This window comes from uncultured Citricoccus sp., from assembly GCF_937871995.1.
Classification (GTDB): Bacteria; Actinomycetota; Actinomycetes; order Actinomycetales; family Micrococcaceae; genus Citricoccus.
Map to the genome: position 1 here is coordinate 1 of NZ_CALMQR010000027.1, position 18,238 is coordinate 18,238.

Annotated in this window: 13 protein-coding genes and 1 tRNA gene; 2 read left to right on the forward strand and 12 right to left on the reverse strand. The window is 71.0% G+C overall.

Going from position 1 to position 18,238, the window contains the following annotated elements; genetic code table 11:
* From Q0283_RS02320 to Q0283_RS02345, 6 genes are all read right to left on the reverse strand, one after another.
* Window positions 1-1,675, reverse strand: a 1,675-nt coding sequence (locus Q0283_RS02320) for a protein kinase domain-containing protein (protein ID WP_298042547.1), incomplete at its 3' end; no start/stop codon positions are given.
* Complete coding sequence (locus Q0283_RS02325; protein WP_298042550.1) at window positions 1,672-3,120, reverse strand: penicillin-binding transpeptidase domain-containing protein; 1,449 nt, start codon at window positions 3,118-3,120, stop codon at window positions 1,672-1,674. The genes Q0283_RS02320 and Q0283_RS02325, both read right to left, overlap by 4 nt.
* Complete coding sequence (locus Q0283_RS02330; RefSeq protein ID WP_298042553.1) at window positions 3,117-4,553, reverse strand: FtsW/RodA/SpoVE family cell cycle protein; 1,437 nt, start codon at window positions 4,551-4,553, stop codon at window positions 3,117-3,119. Before Q0283_RS02330 ends, Q0283_RS02325 begins: the two co-directional genes overlap by 4 nt.
* Window positions 4,553-6,100: a PP2C family serine/threonine-protein phosphatase gene (locus Q0283_RS02335; protein ID WP_298042556.1), complete on the reverse strand. Its 1,548-nt coding sequence runs from the start codon at window positions 6,098-6,100 to the stop codon at window positions 4,553-4,555. Before Q0283_RS02335 ends, Q0283_RS02330 begins: the two co-directional genes overlap by 1 nt.
* Window positions 6,101-6,105: 5 nt before the next feature.
* The gene (locus Q0283_RS02340) at window positions 6,106-6,648 is read right to left on the reverse strand and encodes an FHA domain-containing protein (protein WP_298042559.1); all 543 of its coding nucleotides are present in this window, start codon (window positions 6,646-6,648) and stop codon (window positions 6,106-6,108) included.
* A complete protein-coding gene (locus tag Q0283_RS02345) occupies window positions 6,645-7,541 on the reverse strand; it encodes a DUF3662 and FHA domain-containing protein (RefSeq protein WP_298042562.1) in 897 nt (298 codons plus the stop codon). The genes Q0283_RS02340 and Q0283_RS02345 overlap by 4 nt, the downstream gene beginning before the upstream one ends.
* Window positions 7,542-7,829: 288 nt before the next feature.
* Here Q0283_RS02345 and Q0283_RS02350 point away from each other — a divergent pair.
* A tRNA-Leu gene (locus tag Q0283_RS02350) sits at window positions 7,830-7,913 on the forward strand.
* Between the two features lie 116 nt (window positions 7,914-8,029).
* Here the strand turns inward: Q0283_RS02350 and Q0283_RS02355 are convergent.
* From Q0283_RS02355 to Q0283_RS02370, 4 genes are all read right to left on the reverse strand, one after another.
* Window positions 8,030-9,289, reverse strand: a complete 1,260-nt coding sequence (locus Q0283_RS02355) for a M20 family metallo-hydrolase (protein ID WP_298042565.1) — start codon at window positions 9,287-9,289, stop codon at window positions 8,030-8,032.
* Window positions 9,290-9,338: 49 nt separating this feature from the next.
* On the reverse strand, window positions 9,339-10,976 hold the full coding sequence (locus Q0283_RS02360; RefSeq protein ID WP_298042568.1) for an amidohydrolase: 1,638 nt from the start codon (window positions 10,974-10,976) through the stop codon (window positions 9,339-9,341).
* Window positions 10,973-12,634: a thiamine pyrophosphate-dependent enzyme gene (locus Q0283_RS02365; protein ID WP_298042571.1), complete on the reverse strand. Its 1,662-nt coding sequence runs from the start codon at window positions 12,632-12,634 to the stop codon at window positions 10,973-10,975. Before Q0283_RS02365 ends, Q0283_RS02360 begins: the two co-directional genes overlap by 4 nt.
* Before the next feature lie 88 nt (window positions 12,635-12,722).
* Window positions 12,723-14,087, reverse strand: coding sequence for an MFS transporter (locus Q0283_RS02370; RefSeq protein ID WP_298042574.1), 1,365 nt, complete (start codon window positions 14,085-14,087; stop codon window positions 12,723-12,725).
* A 139-nt stretch (window positions 14,088-14,226) separates the two neighbouring features.
* On the opposite strand from Q0283_RS02370, the gene Q0283_RS02375 reads away from it, so the two are divergent.
* Window positions 14,227-15,381 carry a CdaR family transcriptional regulator gene (locus Q0283_RS02375; RefSeq protein ID WP_298042577.1) on the forward strand — a complete coding sequence of 385 codons (1,155 nt, stop codon included), beginning with the start codon at window positions 14,227-14,229 and terminating at the stop codon, window positions 15,379-15,381.
* Between the two features lie 40 nt (window positions 15,382-15,421).
* Here the strand turns inward: Q0283_RS02375 and Q0283_RS02380 are convergent, their stop codons facing one another.
* Both Q0283_RS02380 and Q0283_RS02385 read right to left on the reverse strand, forming a co-directional pair.
* Window positions 15,422-16,624: a glycosyltransferase family 1 protein gene (locus Q0283_RS02380; protein WP_298042579.1), complete on the reverse strand. Its 1,203-nt coding sequence runs from the start codon at window positions 16,622-16,624 to the stop codon at window positions 15,422-15,424.
* Window positions 16,625-16,703: 79 nt separating this feature from the next.
* Window positions 16,704-17,960, reverse strand: coding sequence for an NAD-dependent epimerase/dehydratase family protein (locus tag Q0283_RS02385; RefSeq protein WP_298042582.1), 1,257 nt, complete (start codon window positions 17,958-17,960; stop codon window positions 16,704-16,706).
* Between the last annotated feature and the right edge of the window lie 278 nt (window positions 17,961-18,238).

The following is an 18,238-nucleotide window of genomic DNA, read 5'->3' on the forward strand; positions in this document are numbered from 1 at the left end:
CCGAGGTGGTGGCCGGCGGTGCGGTCGTGGTCGGCGGTGCCGAGGTGGTGGCCGGCGGTGCGGTCGTGGTCGGCGGTGCCGAGGTGGTGGCCGGTGCGGTCGTGGTCGGCGGTGCCGAGGTGGTGGCGGGCGCCTGAGGGCCGGTCGAGTAGTCCACCGTCACCAGCGTGCCCACGGGCATCTCGCCCTGCGGGGAGAGGGACAGGACGGTGCCCTCGGGGCTGCTGTCCTCGATGGGCCTGGCCTCGACCTCGAGTCCCAGGGCCTGCAGGGCGCGGGTGACGTCGTCGATCTGCTGTCCGCGGTACTGCGCTGCCACCACGTCGACGGTCTCCGGCAGCGTGCTGGTCTCGCTGGCCGAGGTGGGCGGAGCCGAGGTGGTCTCCTCGCCACCGCCACCGGCGAGCATCGGGCCGAGCCACATGCCGAGGATGACGAAGCCCGCCAGGGCCACCAGTCCGATCATCGGCCAGGTCCACGGGCTGCGCCGCTTGCGCCCGGCCGTGCGGTCCAGTGCGTCGTGGTCGTCGGCACCCCCGGACCCACCGGGTGCGGCGAGACCGGACGTGTCGGTGCCGGGGACGCCGTCGGGCGAGCCGGTGGCCGAGATCGGCCCGGCCCCGGCGCCCGCGGCCGCACCCGCGGCAGCCGCGCCGGCCACCGGCAGGGCCGAGGTGCCGGTGCCCCGGGAACCGGAGGCCCCCGGGGAGCGGTCGATGATCTCGGTGGCGTGGGTCTGGGTCATGCCCGAGTAGTCCACCGGCTGGGTCATGGCCTCGGTGGGTGCACCGGCAGCCGCGGCGCCCGAGGTGAGGAACGGCAGCATCCCGGGGACCGAGGCCGCCGCGGAGGCGGTGTCCTGGCGGCGCAGCGCCTCGGCGGCGTCGGCCAGGGACGTGGCATTGGCCGGGCGGTCCTGGGCCTCCTTGGCGAGCATGGACAGGATGAGCGCCCGCACCGGCTCCGGGATCGTCTCCGGCAGCGGCGGTGGCGGGTCGTTGACCTGGGCCAGGGCGATGGCGATCTGGGACTCGCCCGAGAACGGGCGGCGTCCCACGAGGCACTCGTAACCGATGACCCCGAGGGAGTAGATGTCGGAGGAGCCGGTGGCCTGCTGGCCCGTGGCCTGCTCGGGCGCCAGGTACTGGGCGGTGCCCATGACCTGCCCGGTCGCCGTGAGGGGCACCTGGTCGGCCAGGCGGGCGATGCCGAAGTCCGTGACCTTGACCCGGCCGTGCGGGGTGATCAGCAGGTTGCCCGGCTTCACGTCCCGGTGCACCAGGCCCTGGGCGTGCGCGGCGGAGAGGGCACGTGCCGTCTGCGCGATGATGTTCAGGGTCCGGTCCGGGGACAGGACCTTCTCCTTGTCCAGGATCGCGGACAGCGGCTGGCCGGGGACCAGCTCCATCACGAGGTAACCGGAGCCGTCCTCCTCACCGTAGTCGAAGACGTTGGCGACCCCGGGGTGGTTCAGCAGGGCCGTGTGCTGGGCCTCGGCACGGAACCGGCGCAGGAAGTTCGCGTCCCCGGTGTACTCCTCCTTGAGGATCTTCACCGCCGTGAGCCGGCCCAGGACCTTGTCCCTGGCCTTCCAGACCTCGCCCATCCCGCCGATGGCGATGCGCTCGGTGAGCTGGTACCTGCCGCCCAGCGTGATACCCGATGTCGGCCTCACTGTGTGACCACCGCCTCCATGATGTCCTTCAGTTTCGTCGACGTCAGCGCGCTGCCGGTGTCGTAGTCGATGTTCTGGTACACGAGCGTGACGGCCACCTGCGGGTCGTCGGCCGGGGCGAACCCGGTGATCCAGGAGTGGACGTCGTCCGTCTCGGCGCTGATCTGCGCGGTGCCGGTCTTCGCGGCGATGTCCACCGTGTTCGACTTCGCCCGGTAGGCGGTCCCGCCCTCCACCACCCCGCGCATCATCTGGGTCATCTGGGCCGCGACCTCCGGGGTGGTGGAACGCTTGAAGACCTCCGGCTGGGTCTCCTCCAGCAGGGTCAGGTCCGAGCCGCGGATGGAATCGATCAGCTGCGGTTTCATCAGGGTCCCGTCGTTGGCGATGGCCGCGGCCACCATGTTCATCTGCAGGGCGGTGGCCTTGACGTTGCGCTGGCCCAGCGCGGACTGCGCCAGTTCCGCGTCGTCCATGTCCTCGGGGAACTGCGAGCCGGAGACCGTCAGCGGGATGTCGAAGGACTCGTTGAAGCCGAAGTTCTCGGCCGTGGTGCGGATCCTGTCCTGGCCCAGCTCCATCGCGGCGGTGGCGAAGGGGGTGTTGCAGGACTGGGCGAAGATCTCCGCGAGGGTGGCCTGGTCGAAGGTGCCGCAGATCCCGCCGCCGAAGTTCCCCAGCTGGGTGCTGGAGTTCGGCAGGGTGATGCTGTCCGGGACCTCGAGCACGGAGTCCGGCTGGTACTGGCCCGACTCGAGCATGGCCACCGTGTCGATCAGCTTGAACGTGGACCCGGGGGCGGCGAGGGAGGCGGTGGGACGGTTCACGTAGGGGCTCAGGCCCGGGACGGACTGCAGCTCCTCCATGTTGGCCGAGGCCTTGGCCCCCGAGTGCACCGCCAGCAGGTTGGTGTCGAAGCTCGGCTTGGAGGCCATCGCCAGGATGTCCCCGGTCTTCGGATCCGTGATGACCGCAGAGGCGGTGACCCCGTCCGGCAGGGCGTCGTAGGCGACCTGCTGCATCTGCGGGTCGATCGTCAGCTCGACCTGGGCACCCTCCATGGGCGTGCCCGAGAACAGCTCGACGATGCGGTCCACGAACTGGCCGTCCGAGGTGCCGGCCAGGTAACGGTTCATCTTGTCCTCGAGCCCGGTGGCGCCGTACGTCAGGGAGTAGAAACCGGTCAGCCCGGAGTACAGCAGGGGGTCGTGGTAGACGCGCTGGTAATTGAAGTCGTCATTGGACTCCACCGACTCGGCGATCGCCGCCCCGTCCACGAGGATCGGACCCCGGGCCGAGCCGAACTCCTGGTACAGCTGCCGGGAGTTGAAGTCGTTGTTCTTCAGGGTGTCTGCGGCGACCACCTGGATGATCGAGATGGCCGCGATGAGCACCATGAACATGGCGATGATGACGACCCAGGTGTTGCGGATGGCCTGGTTCATGCGATCTCACCTCCCGGTATGGCGGTGACGGGGGTCTCCGGCCCCGGCGTGGCGGCACCGGTGGCAGGGTCCTGGTGGCCGGAACCGGCCCCGGAGGCATTGACCATCGGCCCGACGGCGACCGGCCGGCGCGCGGACTGGGAGACCATGAGCACGAGGGCGACCACCAGCCAGTTCGCCAGCAGCGACGAACCGCCGGCGGCCATGAACGGCGTGGTCAGGCCGGTCAGCGGGATGACCATGGTGACACCGCCGATGACCACGAAGCACTGCAGGGCCATGGTGAACGCCAGCCCGGCGGCCAGCAGCTTGCCGAAGGTGTCCCGGGTGCCCAGGGCGGCCCGCATGATCCGGGTCACCAGCAGCACGAACAGCATGATGATGGCCGCCAGCCCGACGAACCCGAGCTCCTCGCCGAAGGAGGCGATGATCATGTCCGAGTTCGCGAAGGCCACGATGTCCGGACGGCCCCCGCCCAGCCCGGTGCCCAGCAGGCCACCGGAGGCCAGCCCGAACAGGCCCTGGACGATCTGGTAGCTGCCGGCGCCCCGGTTGTAGACCTCGGGGTCGAAGGCGTTGAGCCAGGCGTCCACCCGCAGTCCGACGTGGGAGATGGTGTTGACGGCGATCACGCCGCCCACGGCGACCAGGGCCAGGCCGAGCAGGATCCAGGAGGTCCGCGAGGTGGCGAGGTAGATCATGGCCATGAACAGGCCGAAGAACAGGATGGCGGACCCCAGGTCCCGCTGGAACACCAGCACGCCCATGGAGATCAGCCAGGCCACCACGAGCGGGCCCATGTCCCGGAACCGCGGGAACGTGATCGGCCCGATCCTCTTGCCGGCGAGCAGGATCAGGTCCCGGTTGGCGGAGAGGTACCCCGCGAAGAAGACGGCCAGCGTGACCTTGGCGACCTCGCCGGGCTGGAACGAACCGACCCCGAGGTTGATCCAGATCCGTGCCCCGTTGATCTCCATGCCCAGTCCGGGAACGAGCGGGAGCAGGAGCAGGAGGCCGGAGATGGCCAGGAACAGGTAGGGCCAGCGGCGCAGGATCCGGTGGTCCTTCAACAGCCACAGCAGCGTGATCGCCGCGCCCATGGCGACCACCGTCCAGATCAGCTGGCGGGAGGCGGCGTCGTCCCCCTCGGCGACGTCGATCCGGTGGATCATCGCGATGCCCAGCCCGTTGAGGGTGATGACGATGGGCAGGATGTACGGGTCCGCGTAGCGGGCCTTGAGGCGCAGCACGAGGTGGAACAGCAGGGCCATGATCGCCAGCACGGCACCCTGGACCCAGTATTCCGGGGTGATCTCCCGGTCCATGCCGATGGCGCCGAGCAGGTTGGCTCCGACCCCGATGCACAGCCCGAGCAGGAGCAGGACGAGTTCGGTGTTGCGGCGCGGACGCACCGGGACGACGACCTGGTGCATCAGCCGGCACCCCCGGCGGGGCTCGGGCTGGTGGTGCGCTCCGTCGAGGGGCTCCCGGACGGCGTGGCCGTCCTGGTCGGGCCGTCGGTTCCGCGCGGGCTGGCAGACCCGGAGGGCCGCGGAGTGGCGGGTGGGGCAGGGGTCACGGAGTTCTCCAGGTCGGCGACGATCTCCTGGGCGTGTTCCAGGTCCCGGGCCGGCAGCCCGGACTCGACGCGCTGGCGGGTATAGGACGGCAGGTCGTCCAGCATCACGGCGGTCTCGGTGTCCAGGTGCGACAGGGTGATCGGTCCCAGTCTCTGGGAGACCCCGTTGTAGATGGCCACCCGCCCCTCGTGGGTCCCGACGTAGTACTGCGTCTGGGTCCAGAGGTAGCCCCAGGTCAGGACGACGGCGAAGATCAGTGCCAGCAGGGCGGTGAACACCGGGATGAACACCGACCGGCGGCGGCGGACCGGGTGGTCGGCCACCTGCTCCACGGCGTCACCGCGGGCGGGGTCAGCCGTGTCCGGATCAGCGGGCCGGCTGCCGCCGATCAGCTCGGAGGCGGCACTCGCGGCCAGGGGGTCCAGGGGCGGAGCGGTCTCGGCCTCGCCGGCGCCGGTCAGCAGCGTGGCGGCCCGCTTCTGGGTGCTGCGCCGGGTGACGATCGGGATCTGGCCGGTGTCGGTGGCCTGGGCGGCCGCCCCGACCAGGACGTGGGGGCGGGACTCCAGGTCCTCGCGCAGCAGGGAACCCGAGACCGGGCCCGTCTCCGCGGGCGTCGCGGCGGCCAGGGCCTCGTCGGAGAGCTGGGCACGGGGCGGGGTGGCGGCCTCCTCGACGGTGGACTCCGCCACCTCGAGGGCGACCACGGTGACGTTGTCCGGCGCCCCGCCGGCCAGGGTGAGCTCCACCAGCTCGTCGGCGATGGCCTGCAGGTCCCGGCGGTGCCGCAGCTTCTGCTCGATGGTGGACGGGGAGACCACGGCGGTCAGCCCGTCGGAGCACAGCAGCCAGCGTTCCCCGGGCGCGGCGGGGAGGGCCGAGATGTCCAGCTCGGGGGAGGCGTCCACGTCACCCAGCACCCGCATCAGCACGTTCTTGTGCGGGTGGGACTCTGCCTCCGCGGGGTCCAGCCGGCCCTCGTCCACGAGCCGCTGGACGAAGGTGTGGTCCACGCTGACCTGTTCGAAGGACCCGTCCTTGAGGCGGTAGGCGCGGGAATCGCCGATGTGGGCCAGGTGCAGGGTCTCGCCCGCGAGCAGCAGCGCGGTGCAGGTGGTGCCCATCCCGGCGAGCTTGGGGCTGGCGTGCACCAGGTCGTTCAGGATCAGGTTCGCGTTCTGGATCTCGTCCGGCAGCACGGTGGACGGGTCCGGGTACCCCGTGGCGTCCAGCACCGCGAGGTCCAGGACGGTCGAGGCACTGGCCACGTCCCCGCCGACGTGCCCACCCATGCCGTCGGCGACGACGGCGAGGTGGAGGCCGGCGTAGGCGGAGTCGTCGTTCTTCGACCTGACCCTGCCCACATCGGACCGCGCGGCGAAACGGAGGACCAGTGGCATCGGGTTCAGGACCTCAGCTCCAGCACCGTCTTGCCGATGCGAATGGGCGTGCCCGGCTCGACCGCGACCGTGCGGGACAGCGGGTTGCCGCTCACGAAGGTGCCGTTCGTGGAGCCGAGGTCCTCGAGGAACCAGCGCGAACCCTGCGGGAACAGCCGCGCGTGGCGGCCCGAGACGTAGTCGTCCTCCAGCACCAGGTCGGCATCCTCGGCCCGGCCCAGCAGCAACGGCGTGCCGTTGAGCTGGATGACGGTGTCCTTCAGCGGGCCCTCCGTGATCGCGAGCCGGGTGGCCAGCGGGCGCGCGGCCGGCGGGGCGGCCGCGGGTCCGCCGGGGGCGGAGGGTGCCGTGGAGGAGCCGGTCGGGGCGGCGGACGTGCCGCCACCGGCACCGGCCGCGACGGGCGTGCCGGCCCCGCTGCGGGAACGGACCTTGTTCCGGGCGCCCACCATCAGGTCACGGCCCTGGGAGGAGACGATGGAGATGATGAGGATCCACATGACCAACAGCAGGCCCATGCGCAGGGCTGCGACGGCGAGTTCGCTCACTGGTCACCTCCCTGGTTCCTGGCCGGTAGCTTGCGGAAGACTATGGTGACCCGGCCCATGGTGATCCGGTCCCCGTCACGCAGCACGGTGGACCCGTCCACCTTACGGTCATTGACGTAGAAGCCGTTGGTCGAGCCGAGGTCGACCGCCATGACGGTCGGCCCGCGGGTGATCACCTCCAGGTGACGGCGCGAGACCCCGGTGTCGTCCACCAGGATGTCCGCGTCCGCCGAACGGCCGAGCACGATCGAGTCCGCGTTGATCGCGTACTTGCGTCCATCGATCTCCAGGACCGGCTGCAGGGGGGCGTCGGCGTCTACAGGGCGGGCCCGGGGTCCGGGGCTGGAGGTCCTGGGGGCTGCGGGTGCCACGGCGGCCGGGGGGACCGGTGACGGGCCCGGGGAGGGGGAGGGCGTGGGGCGAGGTGCCGGCTCACGCTCCACCGGCGCGGAGGGCGCGACGTCGGCCGAGCCGGTCGCCGTGGGCGCGGCACCGGAGCCGCCCGCCTGGTCCGCCCCGCCGGTGCGGTCGGAGACGGCCTCGATCCCGAGCTTGCCGGGGCGCAGGGCGCCGTCCTCGACGAAGGTGACCCGGACCGGACCGTGCAGGGTGTACCCCTGGTCCTGGGCGTGGCGGATGGCCTCGTCACACAGTTCCTCGGCCAGGGCGGAGCCCCACTTGCGGGCCAGCTCGAAGTCAGGGGTGGAGAAGGACACGGTGAAGACATTGGGCACGAGGGTGCGGCCCTCGGAGAGGGCCATGGCCTCGTCGTCCATGGCCAGTCGGAGGGCATTGGCGATCTCGACCGGCTTCACCGCGCGGGTGCCGCCGGCCGAGAAGGCCGACTGCACGGCCTTCTCCAGGCCGCGCTCGAGGTTGTCCAGAAGACCCACGCGGGGTTCTCCTTTCCGCAGATGTCTGTGTCGATAGTACGCGGCCGGGGTGAGGGAACCGTGAGAGGCGGGACCACCGCGGATTGCGGAGTGGTTGCGAGGGGGACCGGTGGCCGGTGCCGGTGGGGTGGCAGTGGCCGCATCGGGGCCCGAAGACCGGGTGTCCGCACCGCCTCCGTCCTCGATTTGGGATTCGGAGAAGGTTGTGGCTAAGATGGACCCTGCTGTTCTGACCGGCACGAAGGAATCCGCAAGGCCTTTCGTCCGGGAAGACAGACCAGCAATCTCGCGCGAGTGGCGGAATTGGCAGACGCGCTGGCTTCAGGTGCCAGTGTCCTTACGGACGTGGGGGTTCAAGTCCCCCCTCGCGCACGCGAGTCGAGGAAGGCCCCGGACCATCGGTCCGGGGCCTTCGTCATGAGTACGGCCACGTCGTGCGGTGGGGGTCGCATGCGGGCGGTCCGCCCCCGCAGCGACCCGGCCTGGAATCAGCGCGGATCGACGAAATGGCCCGTCACGGCCTTGGCCACGACCGCCTCGAGCAAGCGCAGGCCCGCGATCATGTCCTCGTCACTGGTGTACTCCCGCTCGTTGTGCGAGATGCCCTCCGCACTGGGGATGAACAGCATGATGGTTGGGACCAGGTCCTTGAGGTTCGTGGAGTCGTGGCCGGCCAGGGTCCGCACCACGCGATGGGGCAGGCCCAGTCCCTCGGCGCACTCGCGGGCCAGCTCCATGCCGGCCCGGTCGTAGGCCTTGGCGTCCCACAGGTGCTCGGCCCCCCGAACGATCTCCACCGACTCCCGGGCGGCGATCGCCTCGATGCGGCGCCGCAGTTCCGCGTCGGCCGCGGCGAGCCGCTGCGGGTCCGTGCTGCGCAGGTCCATCAGCAGGTCCACCCGGTTGGCCACCACCACGGGGGAGTTGGGGTACACGGAGAACTCGCCGCACGAGGTGATGACCATCCCGTCGTCGTCCGTGAACTGTTCGGCGACCTCACGGGCGGCCACCACCATGGACGACGCGGCGAACAGGGCGTCCCGGCGGTCCGCGATCACCGTGGCCCCGGTGTGCGCCTGCTCCCCGTGGACGGTGTACTCGTACTTGTTCGCGCCCCAGGTGGACTCCACCAGACCGATGGTGGCTCCGGCGTCCTCGAGCGAGCGTCCCTGCTCGATGTGGATCTCCACGTACGCCGCGAGGTCGAGGCTGGCCTCGCCGACGGTCCGCAGGGACTGCAGGGCCTCGCGGACCGTGACGCCGTCCGGATCCCGGGTCGCCAGCGCCTGTTCGGCGTCCAGCTTGCCGGTGAAGACCGAGCTGCCCATCATGGACGGCTTGAAGCGGCAGCCCTCCTCGTTGAACCAGTTGACGACCGCGATGTTGAACTCGGCCTCCTCCTCCGGGACGGCGTCACGGACCGCCGCCGCGGCGTGCGCCGCGGCGAGGACCCCGTAGGCACCGTCAAAGCGGCCGCCGGAGGGCTGGGAGTCCAGGTGGGAACCGACCGCGATGTACGGGGCGCCCGGCACGAGCTCGAGCAGGGCGAACTGGTTGCCGATCCGGTCATAGCGCACCTCGAAGCCACGGGCCTCGCACAGCCCACGGAACCAGTTGCGCGTCTGGCCGTCGGCGTGTGTTCCGGCCTGGCGGTCCACCCCTCCTCCCGCGGTGGCGCCATGGGTGCTCATGGAGGCGAAGTCGGCGAGGAAGGCGGTGGCGTCGATGGACACGGCGTCGATGGTCACAGCGGGTCTCCGGGTTCTGTTCGGGGGTGGGGTGATCGGGCGCAGGTGGTCAGCGCCGGTGGGTGCAGGAGCCGCCCACGAAGGTCGCCAGGACGTCCAGGTCGTTGAGGTCGTCGGCCTCCAGGGGCGAGCCGCTGAGGACGGCGGCGTCGGCGAACTTGGCGCGGGCGAGGGTGCCCCGGGTGGAGGACTGGCCATTGGCCGCCGCCGACCACTCGGTGTAGGAACGCAGCGCCTGCTCGGCGGTGAGCCCCTCCTGCGCGCCGATGACGGCACCGGTGTCACTGCGCCGGTCGATGGCCGACTGCATGCCCCGCAGCATGTCGTTGTCCGCCACGGGCAGGTCGCTGGACCCGGCCAGGATCACGCCGGCCTCCACCAGTGTCCGGCCGCGGTAGATCCAGTCCCGGCGGTGGTCGTCCAGGCGGTCGGCCATCTGGTCACCGATGGGCTGCAGGAATCCCGCCTGGGGCGTCACGGCCACGCCTAGCCGACCGGCCCGGGCCACCTGGTCCGGACGGGAGACCCCGAAGTGCTCGATCCGGTTGGGCGCCCCGCGGAGGCCGAAGCTGTCCTGGCAGTCCTCGATGAGGTCCAGGGCGAGGTCGATCGCCGCGTCGCCGATGGCGTGCAGCGCGATGGGCCAGCCGGCCCGGTACACCGCCTTCACCCGTTCGCGGTACTGCTCTGGGGTGTCCAGAAGGTAACCGGTGTTCCCGTGGTGGCCGCAGAAGGACTCCGTGACCGCCGCCGTGCGCCCCAGCAGGGAGCCGTCCAGGAAGACCTTGACGTGACCGAAGCGGACGCGGTCCGTGCCGAAGGCGAAGCGCTCGCCGAGGCCCAGGCCCAGGGCGGTGCCCATGCCGTGGAAGTCCTGCGCGTGGCCGTCCACGGTGGACAGGGAGTCCAGGGCGGGCATGAGCTGGGCACGGGCGTGCAACCGGCCGGTCTCCGCGGCCAGCTGGTAGGCCGCGACCTCCGTGGGGCTGTGGCCGATCCAACCACCGCCGACCCCGGCCTCGGTGAAGCTGGTGATACCGCGTGCGGCGTAGCGGCGGGTGGCCGCGTCGAGTGCGTCGGCGATGTCCTCGGCCGCGTAGGGCAGCAGACGCCGCTGCAACAGGCTCTGAGCGGTCTCCTCCAGCACGCCGGTGGGCCGGCCGGCGGCGTCCCGGACCACGGCACCGCCCGTGGGGTCGGTAAAAGCGGGCTCCAGCGCGCCCACCGCGCGCAGCGTGGCGGTGTTGGTGATCGCCGAGTGCCCCGAGGTGTGCCGCAGGTAGAGCGGACGGTTCCCGGTGATCGCGTCCAGCCGATCGATGCTGGGGTACTGGCTGTCGTGGTCCTTGTCATTGAAACCGGTCCCGTGGATCCAGGCGTCCGGCTGGGCGTCGAGCCTGCGTACCTCCGCCTCGAGCATCGAGTACAGCTCCTCCAGCCCACGGGCGCGGTCCAGCGGGACGGCCTGCAGGCCCAGTCCCCACCAGGTGGTGTGGCAGTGCGCGTCGTTGAAGCCGGGGACGATCGTGGCACCGTCGAAGCGCTCGGTGCTGCGGGCCGTCATGCCCTTGAGATCCTCGTCGAACCCGACGATCATCCCGCCGATGACCCCCATCCGCCGGACCCGAGGCCGTTGCGGGTCGAGGGTGATGATGGCGTCCGCCTCGAACAGCTGGTCCAGCATCATGGCCTGGCTCCGGCGAACTCGGCGTCGACAGCGTTGGCAGTGCCGGCCGGCACGGTCTCCCGGTCCACCACGAGGTGGATCAGGGCCGCCGTACGGCTGGCCAGGGCGCGCTCGACGGCGCCCCGGACGCCGTCGGTGGTCTCGACCCGCTCACCGAAGCCACCGAACGAGCGCATGAATGCCCCGAAATCGGGATTCGCCAGGTCCGTCCCGGAGACCCGGCCGGGGTACTCGCGCTGCTGGTGCGTCACGATGGTCCCGTACCGGCCGTTGTCCACCACGACGACGATCGGCGCCGCACCCTCGGCGATCGCCACGGACAGCTCCTGGCCGTTCATCAAGAAGTCCCCGTCCCCGCAGACCGCGACGACGGTGCGGTCCGGGTGCACCAGGCTCGCGGCGACGGCGGCCGGCACGGCGAGCCCCATAGCCCCGTTCCGTGGCCCGACCAGGCTGTTGGGTGCCTCGTGCACCAGGTGCCGGTGGCCCCAGAGGGTGGCGTTGCCCGCCCCGTAGGTGCACACGCGGTCGGCCGGCAGCAGCTCGGCGAGGACCCCGAAGGCGACCCCGAGGTCCACGCCCTCCGGCGGGTGCTCCGGGCCCGGCTGGGAGAAGCGGCGTTGGTCCGCGGCCAGCAACCGCATCCACTCCTCGCCGCGCTCGCCGCGGAGCCGGTCCGCCCCGAGCCGGAACAGGGCGTCCACGGCCGTGGCGGGGCCGGCCACCACGAGCTCGTCGATCCGGCCATGGTGCATCAGGGCCTGCGGGTCCGGCATGGCGACCACGGTGGTGGGCTCGAACCCGGCCGTGTAGCCCTCGCTGAGGACGTCACTGCGACCGCAGCCGACGAAGAGCAGCAGGTCCGCCTCGAACAGCCGGGAAGCCAGGGTGTCCGCCCGGCCGTACCCGAGCCAGCCGGCGTACGCGGGTGATGAGTTGGGCACGGCGTCGTAGGCCCTCCAGTCCGCGGCGACCGGGATGCCGGCGGCCTCGGCCAGCGTGGCGAGGTCCGCACCCGTGGAACCGTGCCAGCCGTCCCCGCCGGCGATGAGCAGGGGACGCCGGGCCCCGGCGATCAGCTGTCCGATCCGCTCGAGTTGGTCTGCGTCGACGGACGGCCGGGCCACGGGACGGGGGGCCGGTGTCGGGGCCTCGGTCAGCTGGACCAGGATGTCCTCCGGCAGGCCCACCACCACCGGGCCCGGGCGGCCCGAGGCGGCCAGGTGCATGGCCTGGGCGATCACCTCGCCGGCACGGTCGGCGACCTCCACGGTCAGCACGCCCTTGGCGGTGGTACCGAACCAACCGTCCAGGCTGAACTCCTGGAACGACTCCTGGCCGCGGTCCCGGTGCGGGATCAATCCCACCATCAGCACCATGGCCGTGGCGTCCTGCCAGGCCGTGTGTACCGCGATCATCGCGTTGGCCGCGCCGGGCCCGCGGGTGACCATGGCCACGCCGGGGCGGCCGGTCAGCCGGCCCTCGGCCAGGGCCATGAAGCCGGCCCCGCCCTCCTGTCGGCAGACCACGGTGCGGATGGCCGCGTCGTGCAGGCCGTCCAGGACGTCCAGGTAGCTTTCTCCCGGGACGACGTAGACACGTTCCACGCCGTGCTCGGCGAGGGTGTCCACGATCAGGTGACCGGCTGAGCGTGACACGGTGGTGACTCCTTGGGGTCGGTGGTTCCGGGACCGGTGGCCCCGGGGCGGGTGAGCGGAAGGGGAGAGTGGGGGAAGGCGGGACGACTCAGTGCTTGAAACCGGGCAGGTTCACGCTCATCCGCGGGGAGACCAGTGCCGAGAAGGCGGTGAACAGGGACAGGAAGACGAGCATCACCGCGGCGGGCCACCAGTGGTTCGCAGCGGTGGCCACCAGGGCGGTGGCGATCACCGGGATGAACCCGGAGAGCATCCCGGCGATGTTCTGGGCCAGCCCCACGCCGGTGTACCGGTACTTGGCCGGGAAGAGGCCGGTGAGGATGGTGCCGGAGGCCGCGTAGGGGATGGAGAGGGACGCCACGGCGATCGTCATCCCGAGCACGACCACCACGGGGTTGCCGCTCTCGATCATCAGGAAGCTGGGCCAGGCGAGCACGGCGGAGGCGAGACCGCCCCACAGGATGACCTTGCTGGCACCGAACCGGGCACCGGCCCGGCCGGCCAGGATGAGCACGGGGATCTCGACGGCCGCGGCCACCAGGCCTCCGAGGAGCATGACCGTGCGGTCGTACTCGAGGATGTTCACGCCGTACCAGACCACGAAGGCGGTCACCAGGTAGAAGCCGCCGATGCCCAGCAGACCGGCCGCCATGCCGACCAGGATGTGGCGCCAGTACCCGCCGAGGGTCTCCCGCACGGGGCTCTGTGCGGTCTCACCCTTTTCCATGAGTTCCTCGAACACCGGCGATTCCTCAAGCCGGCTGCGGATGTACAGGGCCACCAGGAGCATCGGGATGGCGGCCAGGAACGGCAGGCGCCAGCCCCAGGCGTCGAAGGACTCCTGGGTCATCCACAGGGCCAGCAGGTAGAAACCGCCGGAGGAGAGGATCGTGCCGATGGGTGAGCCGATCTGGGGGATCGCGGCGTAGATGGCCCGCTTCTCCAGGGGAGAGTTCTCCACCACGATGGTCATGGCCCCGGACCACTCACCGCCCACGAACAGTCCCTGGCCGATGCGCAGCAGGACGAGCAGCAGGGGAGCGGCCAGGCCGATCGCCGCATAGGTGGGGAGCATGCCGATCAGACCGGTCACCGCCCCGATGCCGACGATGGTGATCATCAGGACCTTGCGCCGGCCGATGCGGTCGCCCAGGTGACCGAAGACCAGACCGCCGAGCGGGCGGGCTGCCAGCCCGACACCGAAGGTGGCGAACGAGGACAGCGCGGCCGCCGTCGCGTTGTCGGTGGCGAAGTACTGGACGTTGAAGACGATGGCCGCCGCGGCGCTGAACAGGAAGAAGTCGTACCACTCCAGGGCGGTGCCGATGAGGGCGCCCATGGCAACCCGGTTGGCCTCCCGGGTGGTGAGCTGCCGCGCCGCGCCGAACTCGATGCTGGCGGTGGTCGGAGGAGCGGCATCGGGGACGATGCCGGTGGTGGTCTGCTGGTCCATGGCGACCCTCTCAGGGATGTGGGTGAGATCACAGTCTCGGTTGCTTCGTACCAGTGTGGTGGGCATCCTGCTGGCTTCGGCACGGCATGTGCCCCCGGATCCCGCCTCAGTATTGGGCATGTGCACATACACTGTGGTCATGAGCGCGTCGCCCATGTCCTCGTCCCCGCTGCCGGAGGACCGGGACCGGTGGCTGCGCCTGCTGGACAGTCTCGACGTCGACGGCCTGACGAGGCGTTTCCTCGACGCGGTCCGGCAGTTGCCCGACTACGTGAACCCACCCATCCCGTGGTCTCGCGTGGCCGAGGACGCGGAGGAGTCGTTCCTGGGCCTGGTCTCCGCACTGCGCGGGACGGAGCACTGGGTCCTCGAGGGCATCGCGACCCAGGTGGGTGTCACCCGGGCCAGGGCCGGCATCCCGCTGACGAGCCTCATGAGTGCGATCCGCCTGGACTTCGCCCTGTTGTGGGAGGAGCTGGTCGCCCTCGGAGACGTCGATGACATGGGCATCCTGCTTCGTCACGCGGCACTGGTGTCCGAGACGGTGGAGACCTACGTCCAGCAGACGCAGCACGCCTACCTGGTCGAGGAGCGGCGCATGGCCGACGAGATAGACGCCGAGCGGCGCGGCCTGCTCACCGAGCTGCTCGCCGAGCCTCCGGTGACGCCCGCCCGGCTGGCGCAGATCGCCGAACGGCTGGGAGTGGGCGTCGAGTGGGAGTACTCCGTCTATGCGAGCCGGGACGAGTCGCTGCAGCAGTTGCGGGTGGAGGCGGCTGCCCTGGAGCGCCAGGGCACCCAGGTGCTCTCGACCTATACGGGCAGCGGCCTGGTGGTGATCGTCCCCCACCCGCCGCGGACGGGACGGGCGCGCCTGCGACGCGTGGACCAGCTGAGGGTCGGCGCGGTCGGGGACGTCCGGGGGATGTCGGAGGTGAGCAGGGCGGTTCACCTGGCCAGGGAGCTGGCTGAGGTGCTCCGTCCGGGAGAGGCGGGATGCATGACCCCCGCACGGGGCTGGACGCGCGTCATCAGGCAGAGGCTGGCGGGGACCTCGCTGCGGGAGGTGGTGGACCTGTCTCCGCTGCTGGCGGGCTGCGGACCGGCCGAACGCTCCTCCGTCGAATCGGCCGTGCGCAGCTACCTGCGGACGGGGAGCATCGCGGAGACCTCCACCGAGCTGTTCTGCCACCGGAACACGGTGACGAACCGGCTGCGTCGCTTCCAGGAGCTCACCGGGATCGACCTGACCGTCCCGGACCAGGCCGCTCGGGCCGTCATCGCCTTCTCCTGACGGCCGTCGCCCGCAAGAGCCACGCGGGAAGAGGCGCCTCTCAGTCCAGGGGCCGGGGCATGGGCCGGGCGAAGCGGTCCAGCAGTGGCCCGTTGAGACTGCGGTGGTCCCTCCAGTGGGTGTCGATCGCCTGGTCGTAGAAGCCCGCCAGCGTCTGGGTGGCGGCGCGCCAGGAATGCCGTTCGGCCTCCTCGCGCGCGGCCCGGCCCATCCGGAGGCGCAGTCCGGGATCCGCCAGCAGTCGCCCGAGCCGGTCCGCCCAGCCGTCCACGTCACCGGGGTCGACGAGGAAACCGGTCCGCGCGTCGTCGATCACGAAGGGGACCCCGCCCGCCCGGGCGCCCACCACGGGCACCCCGGAGGCCATCGACTCCAGGGCCACCAGGCCCAGCGTCTCCGTGGTCGAGGGGAAGGCGAAGACGTCCGCGCTCGCATAGGCCTGGGACAGCTCGGGGCCGGACATGTAACCGGTGAACACCGTCCACGCCGGGTCGAAGTGCCTCCTCAGTTGCTCCACGTGGGGGCCCGAACCGACCATGGCCAGCCGGGCTCCGGGCACCCGCTGCCGCAACCGGCGCATCGGTTCCAGGAGCGCATCCAGGTCCTTCTCCCGGCTCATGCGTCCCACGTAGACCACGAGGGGAGCCTCGGGGTGGCCGTCCGTGAGCCGGGCGCGCATCGGCGCGGAGGCGTGGGAGGGGTGGTAACCGATGGTGTCCACGGCCTTGGGCCACAGGCCCACCCGCCGGATCCCGACCTGGCGGGCCCGCTCCACCATGGGGCCGGAGGTGCACAGGTTCACCTCGGCCTTGTTGTGGATGAACCGGATCCAGCTCTCCGCGGGGTGCCGTGCCCAGCCGACCCGCAGCGACTCGGTGTACTGGGGGACGTCCGTGTGGAAGCTGGCCAGCTGGGGCACGTCGCGCCGTCCTGCGGAGAGCACCCCGTAGGCGGCCAGCCAGACCGGGTTGACCGTGTGCACCAGGTGCGGGCGGAAGGCCTCCATCTTCCGGGCGATCTCCGGGGTGGGCATGCCGACCTTCAGCTCGGGGTACAGCGGGCGCAGGGAGACACCGCGCACCCGGACCACCTCGTGGCCCGCGTACTCGGCCGGCGGGTGGCCGGGGGCGAAGAGCAGGACCTCGTGGCCCAGGTCCCTCAACTGTTCCAGGGTGCGCACCACCCGGGTCACCACCCCGTCGATCTTGGGCAGGAAGACCTCGGTGAACATCGCGATGCGCATGCGGCTCCTCGGCGGGCGCGGCGGGAGGTTCCCGACGCCGGACCGCGGGCGCCGGCGTCGGGGGACCTCCCGTGTCAGGTCACTGGGCGGAGGCGTGCTCCGCCGGCGCCGGGCGGGACGGGGTGTACTCCGGGATCCCGGCATGCTGCTGGGCCGTCCACAGGGAGGTGGCCGGGACCCTGGACAGGTCCGCGCGGTCCCGGTACCTCTCGGCGATCTGCTCGACCTCGAGCAGCAGGCCCTCGGACAGGGTGGTCGGGTTCAGTCCCAGGTCGATGAAGGCGTCGTTGACCACGTGGAGCTCGTTCTCGGCGGACTCCTTGCGCGGGTTGGGCACCATCTGCACCTCCGCGCCGGTGATGCGCCCGATCAGCTCGGCCAGGTCCCGGACGCGGTGGGTCTCGGTCATCTGGTTGAAGATCTTGACCCGGTCCCCGGTGGCCGGCGGGTTCTCCAGGGCGATCTGCACGCACCGGACCATGTCCTGCATGTGGATGAAGGCGCGGGTCTGGCCACCGGTGCCGTGCACGGTCAGGGGGTAGCCGACCGCAGCCTGCATCAGGAAGCGGTTCAGCACCGTGCCGTAGTCACCGTCGTAGTCGAAGCGGTTGATGAGGCGTTCGTCGAGCTGGGTCTGCGCGGTGTGCGTGCCCCAGATGATGCCCTGGTGCAGGTCCGTGATCCGCAGCGAGTCATTCTTCACGTAGTAGGCGAAGAGGTGCTGGTCCAGCACCTTGGTCATGTGGTAGATCGACCCCGGGTTGGTCGGGTACAGGATCTGCTGCGGGATCCGGTGCGGTTCGACCGGGTTGCCCTCGGCGTCCTCCTGGGCGGTGACCTCGACGTCCAGGTAGCCCTCCGGGATCTTCATCCCTGCCGTGCCGTAGCCGTACACGCCCATGGTGCCCAGGTGCACGAGGTGGATGTCCACGCCCGAGTCGACGATCGCGCACAGCACGTTGTGGGTGGCGTTGACGTTGTTGTCGACGGTGTAGCGCTTGTTCTTCGGGGACTTCATGGAATACGGCGCGGCGCGCTGCTCGGCGAAGTGGACCACGGCGTCCGGGCGCTCGGTGCGGAAGAACTCCACCAGGCCCTCGTAGTCCTGGGCGACGTCCAGGAAGGCGAAGCCGATCTCCTTGCCGGAGACCTCCTGCCACGCGGCGCGCCGCTCGGACAGGGACCGGATGGGGGTCAGGGACTGCGCCCCCAGCTCCTCGTCGATCACCCGGCGGGAGAAGTTGTCCACGATGACCACCTCGTGGCCCAGGTCAGACAGGTGCAGGGAGGCGGGCCAGCCACAGAAGCCGTCTCCGCCGAGGATCGCAATCTTCACAGGTACTCCCATTGCAGGTTGAGGGTGACCGGACACCGTCCGCCGGTCCCGGTCGTCGTCCGGGGCGCGGCGGGTCGTCGTGTGGGTCGGGCTGTGTCGAGCCTATCCAACCGCCGACCGCGTGCGGGTCCTGCTGGTCCCCGCATGACGGCCTGACCGGGGACGCTCGACCGCCCCGGGCCGTGGCGGGCGGCGGGCGGGATGGGGTAGGGGTGGAAGCGGTGGACCGGCGCGCTCCCCGGGAGTACCTCGAGGTTCACGGGACGTTCATCTCGCGG